Source organism: Streptomyces cyaneochromogenes (assembly GCF_003963535.1).
Classification (GTDB): domain Bacteria; phylum Actinomycetota; class Actinomycetes; order Streptomycetales; family Streptomycetaceae; genus Streptomyces; species Streptomyces shaanxiensis.
The window spans coordinates 10,283,160-10,298,385 of record NZ_CP034539.1 but is presented as its reverse complement, the minus strand read 5'-3'; the positions used below and the strand labels follow the sequence as shown (position 1 = coordinate 10,298,385).

Annotated in this window: 13 protein-coding genes and 4 pseudogenes; 9 read left to right on the top strand and 8 right to left on the bottom strand. The window is 69.2% G+C overall.

Annotated features, from left to right (window positions below; translation table 11 throughout):
- Nucleotides 1-23 precede the first annotated feature (23 nt).
- The 4 genes and pseudogenes from EJ357_RS46170 to EJ357_RS46155 form a co-directional block, all read right to left on the bottom strand.
- A complete protein-coding gene (locus EJ357_RS46170; protein ID WP_126398650.1) occupies nt 24-1,274 on the bottom strand; it encodes a vanadium-dependent haloperoxidase in 1,251 nt (416 codons plus the stop codon).
- A gap of 555 nt (nt 1,275-1,829) precedes the next feature.
- Nucleotides 1,830-2,681, bottom strand: a complete 852-nt coding sequence (locus tag EJ357_RS46165) for an RCC1 domain-containing protein (protein ID WP_126398648.1) — start codon at nt 2,679-2,681, stop codon at nt 1,830-1,832.
- Nucleotides 2,682-2,743: 62 nt separating this feature from the next.
- Nucleotides 2,744-2,932: pseudogene (locus EJ357_RS46160) on the bottom strand (IS5/IS1182 family transposase); the annotation flags it as partial.
- Nucleotides 2,933-3,868: 936 nt separating this feature from the next.
- Nucleotides 3,869-4,285, bottom strand: a complete 417-nt coding sequence (locus EJ357_RS46155; protein WP_228472821.1) for a MarR family winged helix-turn-helix transcriptional regulator — start codon at nt 4,283-4,285, stop codon at nt 3,869-3,871.
- A gap of 155 nt (nt 4,286-4,440) precedes the next feature.
- On the opposite strand from EJ357_RS46155, the gene EJ357_RS46150 reads away from it, so the two are divergent.
- From EJ357_RS46150 to EJ357_RS46135, 4 genes are all read left to right on the top strand, one after another.
- Nucleotides 4,441-6,009 (top strand): MFS transporter, encoded by a 1,569-nt coding sequence (locus EJ357_RS46150; RefSeq protein WP_228473245.1) that lies wholly within the window; start codon nt 4,441-4,443, stop codon nt 6,007-6,009.
- A gap of 90 nt (nt 6,010-6,099) precedes the next feature.
- Nucleotides 6,100-7,458: an aldehyde dehydrogenase family protein gene (locus tag EJ357_RS46145; protein ID WP_126398646.1), complete on the top strand. Its 1,359-nt coding sequence runs from the start codon at nt 6,100-6,102 to the stop codon at nt 7,456-7,458.
- Nucleotides 7,459-7,545: 87 nt separating this feature from the next.
- On the top strand, nt 7,546-7,944 hold the full coding sequence (locus EJ357_RS46140; protein WP_126400929.1) for a PPOX class F420-dependent oxidoreductase: 399 nt from the start codon (nt 7,546-7,548) through the stop codon (nt 7,942-7,944).
- 108 nt (nt 7,945-8,052) lie between these two features.
- Nucleotides 8,053-8,577 (top strand): hypothetical protein, encoded by a 525-nt coding sequence (locus EJ357_RS46135; protein WP_126398644.1) that lies wholly within the window; start codon nt 8,053-8,055, stop codon nt 8,575-8,577.
- 312 nt (nt 8,578-8,889) lie between these two features.
- Here the strand turns inward: EJ357_RS46135 and EJ357_RS51025 are convergent.
- A pseudogene (locus EJ357_RS51025) lies at nt 8,890-9,225 on the bottom strand (IS982 family transposase); the annotation flags it as partial.
- Between the two features lie 70 nt (nt 9,226-9,295).
- On the opposite strand from EJ357_RS51025, the gene EJ357_RS46125 reads away from it, so the two are divergent.
- A complete protein-coding gene (locus EJ357_RS46125) occupies nt 9,296-9,685 on the top strand; it encodes a hypothetical protein (protein WP_126398642.1) in 390 nt (129 codons plus the stop codon).
- 119 nt (nt 9,686-9,804) lie between these two features.
- Here the strand turns inward: EJ357_RS46125 and EJ357_RS46120 are convergent.
- Nucleotides 9,805-9,966: pseudogene (locus tag EJ357_RS46120) on the bottom strand (ISL3 family transposase); the annotation flags it as partial.
- Between the two features lie 108 nt (nt 9,967-10,074).
- Nucleotides 10,075-10,947 (bottom strand): aldo/keto reductase family oxidoreductase, encoded by an 873-nt coding sequence (locus EJ357_RS46115; protein ID WP_126398640.1) that lies wholly within the window; start codon nt 10,945-10,947, stop codon nt 10,075-10,077.
- A 140-nt stretch (nt 10,948-11,087) separates the two neighbouring features.
- Here EJ357_RS46115 and EJ357_RS46110 point away from each other — a divergent pair, with 140 nt between their 5' ends.
- Nucleotides 11,088-11,525: a winged helix-turn-helix transcriptional regulator gene (locus EJ357_RS46110; protein WP_407698539.1), complete on the top strand. Its 438-nt coding sequence runs from the start codon at nt 11,088-11,090 to the stop codon at nt 11,523-11,525.
- Between the two features lie 132 nt (nt 11,526-11,657).
- Nucleotides 11,658-11,900 (top strand): annotated as a pseudogene (locus EJ357_RS46105) (cellulase family glycosylhydrolase); the annotation flags it as partial.
- A gap of 95 nt (nt 11,901-11,995) precedes the next feature.
- Here EJ357_RS46105 and EJ357_RS46100 read toward each other — a convergent pair.
- Nucleotides 11,996-13,204: a DUF418 domain-containing protein gene (locus EJ357_RS46100; RefSeq protein WP_126398636.1), complete on the bottom strand. Its 1,209-nt coding sequence runs from the start codon at nt 13,202-13,204 to the stop codon at nt 11,996-11,998.
- Between the two features lie 198 nt (nt 13,205-13,402).
- Between EJ357_RS46100 and EJ357_RS46095 the strand changes: the two genes are divergently transcribed.
- Nucleotides 13,403-14,074: a response regulator gene (locus tag EJ357_RS46095; protein ID WP_175647893.1), complete on the top strand. Its 672-nt coding sequence runs from the start codon at nt 13,403-13,405 to the stop codon at nt 14,072-14,074.
- Nucleotides 14,071-15,189 carry a sensor histidine kinase gene (locus EJ357_RS46090; RefSeq protein WP_126398632.1) on the top strand — a complete coding sequence of 373 codons (1,119 nt, stop codon included), beginning with the start codon at nt 14,071-14,073 and terminating at the stop codon, nt 15,187-15,189. The genes EJ357_RS46095 and EJ357_RS46090 overlap by 4 nt, the downstream gene beginning before the upstream one ends.
- The last annotated feature ends 37 nt before the right edge of the window (nt 15,190-15,226 follow it).

Genomic DNA, 15,226 nt, shown 5'->3' with positions numbered 1-15,226 from the left:
GACGCCCGTGAGGGCCCTGAGGGTCAGCGTGCGGCGAGCAGCGGTCCTGCGTTCCGCAGGACGTACCGTGCCACGTCCGTGCCGAGCGTGATCCCCGCCTTGTCGGCCGACCGCGTGTGGATGCCGGAGAAGACCCGGGCGTCGACGTTCTCGTTCGAGAGCTGCTTCCAGGTCGTGTAGGTCCGGGTCACCCCGGGCGCGGTGGGGCTGGTCAGGTCGAAGGGCGCGGTGCGCGGCCCGACGAGCGCCGACAGAACGGCCTCCGCGGCGCCCGAGTAAGTGTTGTGCCCGCTGGGGTAGTCCGGGTGCGCGGGGGTGGTGTGCAGCGGCGTCCAGTCCTGGTCCGGGTCGATCGTTCCGGTGCGGATCGCGGTGACGGGACGCCAGCGTTCGTAGGCGTACTTGCTGTCGGAGGTGGCGATCTGCGTGTCCACCAGGGCCACGTGAAAGAGTGCGACCAGCCGTGCCTGTCCGGCGATCCCCTGGTTCGTGCGGGTGAGGGCCACGCGCAGCGGCTCGGTGTAGAGAGTGAGGGAGGAGCCCAGCCAGAAGGTGGCTGTCTCGGTCTGGTGCGCGGTGCGTGCGGTGCTGTCCGCGGCGCCGTACGTCCGTACCTCCGCGAGGTCGGCGGCATAGCGCCGGGAGTCCAGGGCGGGCGGCGGGCCGAGCCGGAACTGGCTCTGCGACTTCAGCAGGAAGGGCTTGGCAAGCCGGTTGCCGTACTGCGTCGCCGGGGCGTGGGCGGGGGGTGTCGGCTGCCAGACACCCGGGGCCGCGGGCGGCACGGGATACGGCGCGTTGACCGAGGCGGGGTCGAGGCCGTCACCCTCCCGCGACGCGACGACGAGGTCCGCCTGCCGCTCCCCCGCTGCGACGCCGCGATCCTCCGCCGCGCCGTCGGGGATCGCGTCGAGGGTCTCCTTGAACTTCGCGTCGAGCTGCTCCGTACGGCTCGGGGCAAGCTTGACCAGCGCGCGGTGCACAGCCGCGGCGAGCGCCGCGTCCTGGTACGCGCCGCGCTGGACGCCCGCAGGCACGGTCCGGGTGGCGCGGGCGGCGGCGAGCCAACTGACGGCCCAAGTTCGGCTGTTGGTGACCTGAGCCGACGCACCGGCCGCCGCGATGGTCTCGGCCGTGGCGTCGTACCAGGTAAGCGCGGTAGGCGCCGTGGAGGTACGGCCGGCCCCTGAGGCCTGCGGCACAGCGACGGACGTGGTCAGCAGCGCCGCCGTGCCCAGGACGACGAGGGCGGGGCGGATTCTGGTCGAACTCACGTTCTCTCCTTCGGTTTCGGTGAGGTGCAAGAGGTCGGCGAGGTACGTCTGCCGGCGTGGGCGCGGTACCACCTGGTCGTTGTCGTTACCGCCGCCCAGAAGAACAGGGGAGCCCAGCCGATGTAGACGTCTGCCATGAAGCGGTGCGGGTCGTCCGATTCCGCCGGGCCTCCCCGCGCCAATTGCTGCAGGCCGTCCCCGAGCGTGATGGCGGTGGCCAGCAGCAGGCAGACACGGACGATGGTGTTGGCCGCTGCGACAGGAGTGCCGAACGCCACGTTCCACTGCGCTCAGGTCCGGACGAGCGCTGTATTTGACCGGCACGGAGGCGTGGGAGAAGTGAGACGGAAGAAGAATCTGGCGGTGGTGACCCATCAGGGCACCTACCGGGCGAGCGAGCACCGGACCGGCCTGTAGCTGGGTGAACTCGTCCATTTCTACGACAAGGCAGTGAAGGCCGGTCACACGGTGGACGTGGTAAGGACTGGAATCAGAATGAGGTCTCTGGGTTAGAGAATGACAGCGTGTCAGTTCGCGTTGGCGCGGCGCCGGGGCTTATGGAAGCTGGACTCCGGACCAGTCATCGACTTCGCACTGTCTGTCGGCATTGTTGCCTGCGGTCACGACTGTGCCGTTGGCATGCAGGCCAAGGGTGTGTGTTGAACCGGCCGCCACAGCGACAATGTCGTGCCAATCCCCGACTTCGCACTGCCCGAAGCTGTTGTCTCCCGCCGCGAGGACCCGTCCGGACGCAGTGACCCCGACGGTGTGGTAGCTGCCCGCGCCGAGCGCCACGACGTCTTCCCACTCATCGACCTCGCACGCCCCGGTTGCCCGGTCTCCGGTCGCTACTGCACGCCCGTCGGCTCTGAGGCCGACGGTATGGAGATAACCGGCCGAAATGGCAACTAGGTCACGCCACCCTTCAACGGCGCACTGCCGTCGTCGGTTGTTCCCCGCGGCCAGTGCAGAACCGTCCGACCGGACGCCGACCGAGTGCCAGTCACCACACGAGAGGACGACCATCTCGCGCCAGGACTGCACGTCGCACTGTCCTTCTGAACTGCGGCCAGCTGCCAGCACCCGGCCACTGGCGAGTAGCCCGAGCGTGTGGCGCCAGCCTGCGGCCACGGCCGTGACGCCTCGCCATCCGGTGACATCACATTGCCCATCGCAATTCCACCCCGTTGCCAGCACCGTGCCGTCTGACCGGAGTCCCACCGTATGAGACCTGCTTGTGTTCGTCGCGGTATGGACGTTGCCGACTGCCACCGCGACGACGTCTTCCCATCGCTCGACATGACATTCTGCGGCTGCGGTATTGCCTGCCGCGAGAACGGTTCCGTCCCAGCGCCGTCCGACAGAATGACGTCTTCCGGCCGCCAGCACCGACGAGCTAGCGAGCATTCCGCCTCCTTGCGCTCGGGGCGAGTTCGCGACACGGGATGCCACCTTACGTTGGCCTGGAATCAGAGCGGGATCCTCAGCCGCCGCCAGCAGATGACGGCACAACCGAGTGTGATGAAGGCGCGGTGGATGTCGTCGCGGATCTCCCAGCGGATACGTAGGCGGCGGAACCAGTGCAGTAGTGCGATGGCACCTTCCACGACCCAGCGGTGGACGCCGAGTCCGGAGCCGTGTTCGGTGCCGCGACGGGCACCGGGGCGCAGACCGCCTCGGCCAGGTGCCGCGAGCTGGGCGCGATGGCCCCCCATGCGGGCCGGTGAGCGCACCCACTGCCGCAGGAACAAGGTGTTGTCGTTCGGCTCCTGCGGGGGCTTACGGAGACGGCAGCGCCGGGCTGTGCGGGGCGGGGTGCTGGTGGTCAGGTAGATGCCCTTGCCGGGAAGTGCGGAGGGCCGATCGTGTCTTCGTGAACGGGCGAGGTGAGTTGAGGCCCCGTGTGCATTGACCGGCCTTGTTGAGGACGGGGGACTCGAAAGGCGACGTCGGCCGCTGATTGCTATCGCACTTGCCATCCGAAAGAAAGACCGGTCGTTCTACCGCCCGACAGCTCCCCCCGCGCGCTCGCGCCACTCGGTCAACCCGATTTACAGGCCCCTCACCCCTCCCCTACCGACACAGGAGCACCTTCCGCGCCCTCGCGACGCGACCGAAGGCGTCGCAGGCGGGATGAATCTTGCTGGTCAGACAGCTTCGGGAACGTCCGAGGGCTGGGCCGCCAGGCCCCACTCGCGCCTCGGCGGCGTACTGGCGGGCGCCGATAATGGTGAAGTCGACCGACACCAGCCAGTCGACACCCCCATCGCTCCCACATGAAGCAGTTCGGCCGGACTGCCGCCATACACGGTCACCCCGCTCACATTCAACAACGGCAGGCCAGCCACGCCGCGTTCGGCGGAGGTCGACCGCGCGCTGGGCTGCCAACATCCACCTCAACCTCCCGCGGGAAGTGGAGCTGGTCGCCCTCAGGGACGGCTATCGCGAATCGGGCGAACCTTGGGTAGAGCTGCTGCACGACTGCGCCCGCCAGGACATACGGGCTCCGGCCCTGGCGCTCGGCGATGAGACTCTCGGCTCAGGAAAGCCCCAGTCGCCGCTCACTTGTTCGACAGAACAGCACCTTGCGCGCATCAGCGCGGGAAGACGACCGTCAGCAGGCGGAAGAGCTCGGCACGCTCCTCGTCGGACAGGTTGTCCAGGCCGGTCTGCGTCTGTTCCATCCGCTCGCGGATCGTGTCGATCGCCTTCTGGCCCGTCTCGGTGAGGGCGACGTTCTTCACGCGACGGTCGGTGGGGCTGACCTCACGGTGGACCAGGTCGCGCTTTTCGAGCCGGTCGATGATCCCGGTCATGTTCGACGCGTCGCAGGCGAGGGTGATCGCGAGCGAGCGCATCGAGGCGGGCGCACGGCGCAGCACCGTGAGGGTCTTCGCCTGGCTGGAGGTGAGGCCCATGTCGGCGGCGGCGCTCGTGAAGTCGGCGTAGTGCGTGCTGACCGAATGGGCGAGCAGCTCCATGAGCTGCGCTTTGGACGGGATGGACGGCATGCGTCGAGGGTACCGCGAAAAGCTTGAGTATCTCAAACTTTGACATCCACCATCTCCTATTGTTTGATGTCCTCAAGCATCGAGTACCTCAATGGTTTCCCGCCTTGACCATCGATGCGTCCCACCTTCGGGCCACCTCCACCGGAAAGAAGACCGTGAAGTCCTCCCCTGCCGCCGCTCCGGAGCGCCGCACCGGCAGCCTCAGCCTCGTCCTGGTGCTGGGCCTCGCCGCCATGGTCGTGTCGATGATGCAGACCCTGGTCATCCCGATCCTCGGCATCATCCAGAACGACCTCGGCGCCACCACCGCCCAGGTCAGCTGGGTCACCACCGCCACGCTGCTGTCCGCCGCCGTCTTCACGCCGCTGCTGGGCCGCCTCGGCGACCAGCGCGGCACGAAGCCGACCCTGCTCGGCGTGCTGGTGGTGATGGTCGCTGGATCCGTGCTCGCCGCGACCACGAGTTCGATGCTGTGGCTCATCGTGGCCCGTGTGATGCAGGGCGCCGCCACCGCGATCTTCCCGCTCGCGCTGTCCGTGCTGCGCCAGGAGGTCGCACCCGCGCGGCTGCCCGGTGCCATGGCCCTGGTCAGCGGGACGCTCGGGTTCGGCAGCGGCCTCGCCCTGGTGAGCGCCGGCCTGCTGACCACGGGTGCCGACCCCGACTACCACCTGGTCTTCTGGCTGGCCGCCGCGCTCGCCGTCGCCGCCCTGATCGCGGTCGCGGTCGCCGTCCCCGCGCCGCGCACCCGCACGGGCGGGCGCACCGACTGGCTCGGCGCCACCGGTCTCGCCCTGCTGCTCGTCCTGATCCTGCTGCCCATCTCGCAGGGTCACACCTGGGGCTGGACCTCGGCCCGCACGCTCGCCCTGTTCGCGGCCGCCGCCGTCACGACGGTCCTGTGGGTCTTCGTCGAGCGCAGGGTCCGCGACCCCCTGGTCGACATGAAGATGTTCGTCCACCGGCCGGTGCTGTTCACCAACATCGCCGGACTGCTCGTCGGATTCGCCATGTTCGCGCAGTTCATCGGCGTCTCCTACCTCGTCCAGACGCCTTCCGAGATCGCCGGCTACGGCTTCGGCGCCTCCGTCCTGCGCGCCTCCGTCGTCTACCTGCTGCCCTCCGCCCTCGTCTCGCTGGTGGCCGCCCAGTTCGGAGGCGTGCTGGTGCGCCGCATCGGCGCGCGTCTCACCCTCGCGGTCGGTGCCGTCTTCGGCGTCATCGGGTTCGCCTGGCTGACCCTCGCCCACGACACCACGGCGTCGGTGATCCTGGCCGGCATGGTCGTCGGCGTCGCCATCAGCTTCGGCTACGCCGCGATGCCCGCCCTGATCGTGGCCGGCGTTCCCCACCACCAGACCGGCATCGCCAACGGCATCAACTCCATCTCCCGCTCCACCGGCAGCGCGATCGGCAGCGCGGTCGTCACCTCGCTGCTCGCCTCCAAGACGCTCGACAACCTCCCCACCGGGGTCCCCGCGCTGCCCGCCGAGAGCCAGTACACCCTGAGCTTCGCCCTCGCCGGAATGGCATTCGTGCTGGTCATCGGCGTGGCCATGGTCGGCCTGGCGATGCGCCGCAGGTCCTCCTCACCCGCCACCGCGACGCCTGCCCCGTCGGACGACGGCGAGAGCACGCCCGCTTCCTCGGACGACGGCGAGTCCACGCCCGCTTCGTCGGGCGAGGGCGAGACCACGCCCGCCCGCACGGCCGTCTCCGCCTGACCGAGCACCATCGCCACGGCTGCGACTCTCTCCCCCGGGTGCCGACCGGCTATCTCTCCCGTCCGGCTATCCCTCCGATCCGAAGAGGACATGACTGTGACTGACGCCAAGGCAGCCTTCACCCACGACGACGCCTTCACCGCCACCGAGGCCACCGCGCTGGTGAACCGGCTGCGCGCCACCTTCCGTACCGGTCACACCAAGCCCCTGGCCTGGCGCCGGCAGCAGCTGACCCGCCTGCGCGACCTGCTCACCGACAACCGCGCGGCGATAGCCGACGCCCTCCACGCCGACCTGCGCAAGAACCGCGCCGAGGCCGACGCCATGGAGATCGGCCTCACGATCGCCGAGATCGACGACTACCTGGAGCACCTGGAGGAGTGGACCGCCCCGCAGCCCGCCCCCGTGACGGTGCCCGGACTCCCCGGCAGCACCGCCCGCACCCAGCTCGACCCCTTGGGTGTCGCCCTGGTCATCTCGGCCTGGAACTACCCGGTCAACCTGCTGCTCGTGCCCGTCGCGGGCGCGCTCGCAGCCGGGAACGCGGTCGTCATCAAGCCCGCCGAATACGCCGCCCGTACCTCGGCGCTGCTGGCCCAGCTGCTGCCCGCGTATCTCGACACCGATGCGATCGCGGTCGTCGAGGGCGGCGCGCCGGAGACCACCGTGCTGCTGGAGCAGCGCTTCGACCACATCTTCTACACCGGCAACGGCACGGTCGGCCGCATCGTGATGACCGCCGCCGCGAAGAACCTCACCCCCGTCGTCCTCGAACTGGGCGGCAAGTCACCGGTGTTCGTGGACCGGGACGCCGACATCGCCACGGTCGCCCAGCGCCTGGCGCAGACGAAGTTCGCCAACGCCGGACAGACCTGCGTCGCCCCCGACTACGTCCTGACCGACCCCGGCACCGCGACCGAACTGCAGGCCGCCCTGGTCGTCGCGACGAAGGCGCTCTTCGGCGACAACCCTCAGACCTCCGACGCCTACGGACGCATCATCAACGAGCGGCACTTCGACCGGCTGTCCGCGCTGCTGGGCTCCGGCCGCACGGTCACCGGCGGGCAGACCGACCGCGCGGACAGGTACATAGCGCCGACCGTGCTGGCCGACGTACGCCCCGACGAGCCCGTGATGCAGGAGGAGATCTTCGGCCCCATCCTCCCGATCCTTCCCGTCGCGGACCTGGACGAGGCCATCGCCTTCATCAACGACCGCGACAAGCCCCTCGCGCTGTACGCCTTCACCGAGAACGACACCACCAAGCGCCGCCTCGCCACCGAGACGTCCTCGGGCGGCCTCAACTTCGGCCTGCCGATGCGCCACCTCGCCGTGCAGACGCTCCCCTTCGGCGGCGTCGGCGAGAGCGGCATGGGCAACTACCACGGCCGCTACTCCATCGAGACCTTCAGCCACCGCAAGGCCATCCTCGACGTCCCGCTGAGCTGAACCATCCCGGAGGAAGGCACCCCCATGCGGTACGCCACCCCGGAGACCACCGATCTCGAACGCCATCGCAAGGAGCACCAACGCATCATGGACGACGCGCTGCTGGAGCAACTCAGCGCCGGTAAGTACATGCTGGTCACCAGCTACCGCAAGAACGGCACCCCGGTCGCCACCCCGGTGTGGGTGGTACGCGACGGAGACGCGCTCGGTGTGCAGACCCAGGCCGACTCCTGGAAGGTCAAGCGGATCCGGGCCCGTGGCGACATCCTCGTCGGCCCCTGCGACCTGCGCGGCAACCCCACGGGCGACCCTGTCCCCGCCACCGCCGAGATCACCGACGCGGCGACCAGCGCCCGCTACCGCTCACTCATCGCCCGCAAGTACGGCATCATCGGCCGACTCATGATCCTCAACAGCCGACTGCGCCGAGGTGGGGACGCGACGCTGGGCATCCGCGTGCGGCTCACCCCGCAACAGGCTGACTAACCGTCAGTTCCTGCATCAGGGACCGCCTGCCGGATGGCTTTAGTGAAGGCCATGAAGGCCATCAGACGGTCATGGCACGCAAGAGTGAGCGATCAAAGGCGTCGGTCTATGGAGACAGAGCAGAGTAAGCAGCGGGCGACACCCGGCACCGTCACCGCCTTCGCCCGCTTCGCACTCTTGGGCGGCGGAGTGGGGATCGCCTCCAGCCTCGCGGTGGCGGCCCTCGCATCCTGGATCTACTGGGGCCTGGCCAACGCTCTGATCACCGCGGCTTCCACGCTCCTCGCCACCGAGCTGCATTCCCGCTTCACCTTTGGCGCGGGCGGGCGCGCGACCGGGCGCCAGCATGCGCAGTCGGCCGGCTCCGCGGCGGCCGCGTATGCGGTGACCTCCGCGGCGATGCTTGTCCTGCAGCGGCTGGTGGCGACACCTGGAGTGATGCTCGAGCAGGTCGTCTACCTCTCCGCCTCCGCACTCGCCGGTGTCGCGCGGTTCGCCCTGCTGCGCCTCGTCGTCTTCGCGCGGAGCCGCTCACAGGTCGCGGCCACCGTCCGCACCGTCCGTCCCGTGCACGCGACCACGGCCCGCGCCGTGGTACCCGCCGGCCCAGTGGTGCTGTCCCATGCCGCCTGACCTCCGCCGGGTGGCCCGCTGTGCGGGCCATGCGGCCTCGTCGTGGACCGGCGTCGACATCACGCCCCAATTGCGGGGCGTGCAGGACGAAGTGCCGTACCGGGATCGAGGCTCGTGCTGATCTCGCGCCAGTACGGCTCGCCACGACCCAAGCACCTTGCTTCGAGCCACCCCCTGCACCCGCCCTGCGGCGCCGTCCACCGGGAGGGCAGCCGTGAGTCGATCACGACACCGGGACGCCTCGTGGAACCGGCCTGTTGTCGATCGCGGCATACCGATGCCTCCGCTTGATCGGCCGTCGTGGCCCAGGTGGCCCCCAAGCCCGTTCAACCGGCACGTCTCGCGGAAACGGCCGCATTCCACCGGGGTGGAGTCCACGACCCATACGTCGTCGCTCCACACCGAGTGGCCGTAGCCAGGATCCGGTTGATGCTTCACATCAGACCGGCGGCCTTGCACAGCCGCTTGTTGTAGCCGGGCTGCTGGGGCAGGTAGGGGAGAGGTGGCGAGGGTGACCTATTCGGCATCGCTCAGGCGGGGCGTAATGCCGACCGGCGGGCGCCACGGCGCCAGGTCGGGATGCTCCTTCAGCATGTCGTCGGTCGTTGCATAGAGTGCTGTCGCGAGGGTGTCCGCGTCGTTCGTCACAAAACGATCTTGGACATCCTCGTTCTCGTCTTCGCAGGCACCCCTTGGACCACACCACCAGGAGGAACCAGTGTCATACCCGCAACTGCTCACCCCCGAGGAGAAGCTCGCCGACGCGAAGAAGCTGTTGAGCCTCCCCCGTATCGTCGTGATCTGCGGCTCCACCCGCTTCATGACCGAGATGAACGAGGCCGATCTGCGGGAGACCAAAGCCGGAAAGATTGTCGTCAAACCGGGCTGTGACATGAAGTCGCCGCACGAACTCTGGTCCGATCCTGTCGAGGCCGAGGCGCTGAAGGTTCGACTCGACGATCTGCACCGGGCGAAGATCCGGCTCGCTGATGAGGTGCTCGTAGTCGGCGACTACATCGGAGACAGCACCCGAGCCGAGATCGCCTACGCCCGGTCGCTGGGCAAGCCCGTGCGGTTCACGCACCCCGAAGTCGACCCTGACGTCTGACCGCCCGCTGCCACCTCGACAACCAGGGTCGGCAGCCCGCCGCCTGACCGTCTCGCGGTGGCTTCGGCCGCCGCCCACCCCACACCCTCCGCAGGCATCCCTTGGAATTGATCATCTAGGGGCTCGTGCGCCAGTCGCCGGGTCACGGTGTCACGCGGTGTGCCTTCGCAACCGCAGCGGCGGCACCACTGATCGGACTCGACGACCCGGCACGCGAGAACCGCACGATCCGGGGCGAGTCGCTGACGGGTGACGTCGGGCCCGAGCTCGTCAAGCCGGATGGCTTGATGTAGGACCCCCCTCGGGGACCTGTCGCACGAAGGTGACCGGGGACGGAAGTTGAACGGTGGCTTCGGTCCTGGCTTGTGGGCCGTTCAGCTCTGGGGCATTCAGCGGCCGATGTCGTCCAGCTCGGTCAAGTCCTCATGTGAGAGGGAGAGTCCCGCGCCGGCGATGTTCTCGCGCAGGTGTGCCGTCGATGAGGTGCCGGGGATGAGCAGCATGTTCGGTGATCGCTGCAACAGCCAGGCCAGTGCGACGGACATCGGTGTCGCCTGCAGCCGAGCGGCGACCGCCGAGAGCGCCGAGGACTGCAGCGGGGTAAAGCCCCCGAGAGGGAAGAAGGGCACGTACGCGACGCCGTCGGTGGCGAGCCGGTCGATGAGCTTGTCGTCGCGGCGGTGGGCGAGGTTGTACAGGTTCTGCACGCACACGATCGGCGCGATGCTCTGTGCCTCGGTGACCTGCTCCTCGGTGGCGTTGCTGACCCCGAGGTGGCGGATCAGGCCCTGTTGCTGGAGTTCGACGAGTGTCTCGAACGCCTCGGCCAGCGAGCCGGGCTGGGGACCTTCGGCGTTGCCGAGTCGGAGGTTGACCAGGTCGAGTGCGTCGAGCCGGAGGGACGTGAGGTTGTCGTGGACCTGGCGGCGCAGATCTTCGGGTCGCCGGGCCGTAGGCCAGCCACCCTGTTCGTCGCGGGTCGCGCCCACCTTGGTCACGATGTGCAGCGACTCGGGATAGGGGTGCAGTGCCTCGCGGATCAACTCGTTGGTGACGCGCGGCCCGTAGGCGTCGCTGGTGTCGATGTGGGTGATACCGACGTCGGCCGCTTCACGCAGAACGGCCAGGGCACCATCGCGATCGGCGGGCGGCCCCATGACCCACGGGCCGGCCAGTTGCATGGCGCCGTAGCCGAACCGGGTGACGGTCAGGTCACCCAGAGTCCAGATGCCGCCGGGAAGGGGGAGGGACGTTCTGCTCATCGTGTTGCCTCTCGTCGTGCACTTGGGGGTGGCGCCTGCTGCCTCCCTGCATCAGCATTGGAGAGAAACTTCCGGTCGGGAAGTAGGCACTTGGGAGTGCGTAACCCACCCATCGGTGAGAGGTGCGATCAGTGACGACGATGAAGGCAGCCCAGAAGCGGGCTCAGGCCAAGGTGGAGTACAACGCGTTCCTGGCAGGGTGCCCCAGTCGGCAGCTTCTCGACCGAATCTCGGACAAGTGGGTCGTCCTGGTCCTGTGTGCGCTGGGCGGCGACAACAGCCCTGGCCAGCCCGGTGCAGCACACGCAGACGCTCCGAAGGCGATGCGTTACTCCGAGATCGCTCGTCTTCTGGCCGGCGTCAGCCAGAAGATGCTGACCCAAACGCTACGATCGCTGGAGCACGATGGTCTGCTCACCCGTACCGTGACGCCAACCGTCCCTGTCACGGTCTCCTACGAGCTGACCGACCTCGGCCGCTCGCTCCACGACATGACGCGCGGGCTAAGAAACTGGGCGCAGACGCATATGGCCGAGGTCCTCGCCAACCGCGAGAACCACAACTCTCGCACCTCCTGACGCTCACATCCAACCGTCCAACAGCCCTACATTCTCGGCGCTACACCCTCAACTGCGAAGAGCCGATAATGGTCTCCCCCAAGCCCGAATAGAGGCTCACGTCGGAAGATCAGCCGCCCGGCCGGTACAGAGTTGCGCGACACCTTCGTCGCCAAGGGCATCCCCGACGCCCCGGCGCAGTCGAGCACGACCGGAGCGGCCGGTTCGTTCCGCATCCCCACGCAGTTCCGGGGTGACGTGCTGGCGACGATGAAGGCCGAGTGCGCCGACGGCGGCAACGCCGGTCCGACCGATTGGACTCCGTACCAGCAGTTCAACACCTCCTTCGCGCCGGACTACGCGAAGAAGGAGATCCGCCTCACTCCCGCCTTCCTCAACGCACGACGTCCTGAGTCGAGGCGAGTGCCCGCCCGGGGAGGCTCCCGGGCGGGCACCGCGCTCTGCCGCGGGCGAGTTCGCCGGTGTCCCGTTCACCGGATGTGGCGTGCGATGCCGGTCGCCTTCGCCATCAGCCACTCCAGCGGGCCTCGTTCGAAGTACCGCGCCCAGAGCACCGCGAACGCCATGACACCCACGATGAAGCCGACCAGCACATGCAGGGGCGAGCCGGGCAGTTCCTCGATGCCCAAGAGCTGGATGCCGACGATGTGGAGCACGTAGGCCGTCAGCGACATGGAGCCGACCGCGATGACCGGCCCGGCCAGGCGGCGCAGGCGGGGGAAGGCGTCCATGGCGGCGAGGCAGGCCGCCACGACGGCGATCGCCACGCCGGTGCTGCCGACGATCGACAGGGTCGTCTCGCTGTGCGGGGAGGCCGCCAGCAGCCAGTAGGGAGTGTCACCGAAGTCGTAACCGGCCGTGTCGCTCCACCACGCGCTCGCCGGGTCCCCGCCCCACCCGGATGCGCTCAGCGCCGAAAGCGCACCCGGCACGAGGTGGAGGGCCAGCCAGGACCCTCCGTAGCCGATGACCGCGAGCACGATGCCGGTCAGCGCGAGGCGCAGGCGTACGGCGGTGGCTGCCAGGTCGAGACGGGCGACGGCCATGCCCGCGAGGACGAACGGAATCCACGTCAGGGCCGGATAGGTTCCGGTGAAGAGCAGGGACAGCGGGCCGTCGGGCTCACCGGGCGTGGGGAATCCGTCGCCGCCGAGCGCCGGATTCACCACGTACAGCACCTGGGGCAGGACGAGAGCCGTGCCCGCTGCTATCACTGCCAGAGGGCCGGCACTGAGCCGGTACAGCGGCAGGACGATCAGGAAGTACACGCCGTAGAAGGCGAGGATCACCTCGACCGGGGTGCCGGTCATGGTCAACGCCGTGCCCAGAGCGAGCAGGATCACCGCCCGGATGATCACCTTGGCGACGGCCTGGCGTCCGGCCCGGCCGGTCTTCGGCGTACGCCGCCCGGTGATGAGCACGACGGCGAAGCCCGCCAGGAAGGCGAACAGGGCGGAGGAGCGTCCGTGGGACAGCTCCATCAGAAAGCCGGTCACTCCGCCCTCGCTCGGGTCGGGCCCGACATGGGCCGCGTACATACCGAAGACAGCGAGGCCACGGGCCAGGTCCACGCCGATCAGCCGACCCACGCCGGGTGTGCCGTCGGCGGGTACACCCCTGTCGCGGGTCGGCGACTCCGCGCCGGCCGGGAGCATCACGGTGTTCGAGTGCTGTGTCATGCCTATGAGGCTGGAAGACGGGCCGGCCACGCGTTATCCGGCGAAAGGCTGCGCTGCCCCTGCCGACCGGACGGTGATACCCCGCCGGGTGGCTGGAGCCGCCGCTCGCCCGGCCACCTGGGCTCTTCGGGGCTCTAGAGTCGAGGCGGCAAGGCCGGACGGCAGGGACGAAGGTGAGGCGGAGCGCGCGTGGACCGGGTGGTGCGGGTTGTGGTGGTGGACGACGAGGCGTTGGTCCGCTCGGGCTTCGGGCTCATCCTGGGCGCGTCCGACGACATCGAGGTCGTCGCGACCGCGAGCGGGGGCGACGCCGTCGAGACCGTCCGCCGGGAGCAGCCCGACGTGGTGCTGCTGGACATCCGCATGCCGGACGTCGACGGGCTCACCGTCCTGCGCGAACTGCGCACCATGCCGGATCCGCCGGTGGTGGCGATGCTGACGACGTTCGACGCCGACGAGTACATCCTGACCGCGCTGCACAGTGGCGCGGCCGGTTTCCTGCTCAAGGACACCGAACCGGACCAGCTCGCCCACCTGGTACGCACCCTGGCCGCCGGCGGCGTGGTGCTCTCCCCCAAGGCGTCCCGGACCCTGCTGCACAGCCACCCCGGCACCGACACGGCCGTCGACGAGGAGGCTGCCCGCGTGCGCCTGCTGACCGCCCGCGAGCGCGACGTACTCGTCCTGGTGGCGGAAGGGCTGTCGAACGCCGAGATCGCGGCGCGCATCCACCTGGGCGCGGGCACGGTCAAGGACCACGTCAGCGCGATCCTCACGAAGCTTCGGGTGAGCAGCCGGGTGCAGGCCGCGCTGCTGGCGCAGCGGGCCGGGCTGCTCGACGGGCGCCCGCGGTCGGAGGCCGGGCGATGAGCCGCACCCGCGAGCTGTGGAAGCGTGTGCCCGCGCCTGTGGTCGACCTCGCCTTGGTGGCGGCGGCAGCCGTGGACGTGTGGCTGAACCTGTGGGACGACACGCGCCTCGGTGTCTCGCTGGCCGCGATCGGCTGCGCCGCGTTGGCTTTCCGGCGACGTTTTCCGCTGGGCGTCTTCCTGCTCACCCTGCCGGTCGCGCTGACGCAGGATGTCGCGGTCGCTCCGGTGGTGGCCCTGTTCACCCTGGCCGAGCGCTCCCGGAACCGTCGTCTCCTGGCGGTGGGCGTCGCCCTGACCGCCGTCGCGAGCAGCACTCCGTGGCCGGTGGAGAACCTCACCGAGGCCGGCCGGACCATGACGCTGATCCTCTTCGTGTACAGCCTGGCGACCGCCGCCGCCCCGGTCCTCTTCGGTCAACTCGTCCAGACACGACGGGACTTGGCGCGGCGGCTGGCCGAGATCGAGGAGGTCAGGGAGCACGAGCGAGCACTGCACGCGCAGGCCGTGCTGGCACGCGAACGCGCCCAACTGGCCCGCGAAATGCACGACGTCGTCTCCCACCAGGTCAGCCTGATCGCCGTACGGGCCGGAGCGCTGCAGGTCGCCACCAACGACACGGACGCCAAAGAGGCCGCCCGAACCATCCGTTCGCTGAGCGTCACCACCCTCGACGAACTGCGCACCATGGTCACGCTCCTGCGCGCCTCCGGCGGCCAAGCAACGGAGCTGACTCCCCAGCCCACCCTGGCCGACCTGCGCAAACTGGTGGAATCAAGCGGCACTCACGCGGCACTGAAGGGTGAGCTTGCGCCCGCCGTGGGCACACCCGCCCAGCGGGCCATCTACCGCACGGTCCAGGAGGCGCTGACCAACGTCCGCAAGCACGCCCCCGGCGCCACGGCCTGCATCGAGCTGTGGCAGGACGGCGACGCCGTCGGAGTGACCGTCACCAACACACCGCCCACACGCCCCTCCCTCTCCCTCCCCGGTTCACAGCAGGGCCTCGTGGGTCTGCGGGAACGGGCCGACCTCCTGCACGGCACCCTGGAGTCGGGCCCTTCCGAGGAGGGCGGCTACCAGGTACGGCTGCGGATTCCCCTCAGCACGGACTGAGGCCGATCAGAGTCAGGATGCTCCTGGGCGGCCTCGG

What these genes read in the sequence shown, in the direction of transcription:
- EJ357_RS46135 (WP_126398644.1), top strand. Translation starts at nt 8,053, where the DNA reads ATGGAGACAGAGCAGAGTAAGCAGCGGGCGACACCCGGCACCGTCACC.
- EJ357_RS46140 (WP_126400929.1), top strand. Translation starts at nt 7,546, where the DNA reads ATGGACGACGCGCTGCTGGAGCAACTCAGCGCCGGTAAGTACATGCTG.
- EJ357_RS46165 (WP_126398648.1), bottom strand. Translation starts at nt 2,681, where the DNA reads ATGCTCGCTAGCTCGTCGGTGCTGGCGGCCGGAAGACGTCATTCTGTC.
- EJ357_RS46090 (WP_126398632.1), top strand. Translation starts at nt 14,071, where the DNA reads ATGAGCCGCACCCGCGAGCTGTGGAAGCGTGTGCCCGCGCCTGTGGTC.
- EJ357_RS46110 (WP_407698539.1), top strand. Translation starts at nt 11,088, where the DNA reads ATGAAGGCAGCCCAGAAGCGGGCTCAGGCCAAGGTGGAGTACAACGCG.
- EJ357_RS46155 (WP_228472821.1), bottom strand. Translation starts at nt 4,285, where the DNA reads ATGCCGTCCATCCCGTCCAAAGCGCAGCTCATGGAGCTGCTCGCCCAT.
- EJ357_RS46115 (WP_126398640.1), bottom strand. Translation starts at nt 10,947, where the DNA reads ATGAGCAGAACGTCCCTCCCCCTTCCCGGCGGCATCTGGACTCTGGGT.
- EJ357_RS46100 (WP_126398636.1), bottom strand. Translation starts at nt 13,204, where the DNA reads ATGACACAGCACTCGAACACCGTGATGCTCCCGGCCGGCGCGGAGTCG.
- EJ357_RS46145 (WP_126398646.1), top strand. Translation starts at nt 6,100, where the DNA reads ATGACTGTGACTGACGCCAAGGCAGCCTTCACCCACGACGACGCCTTC.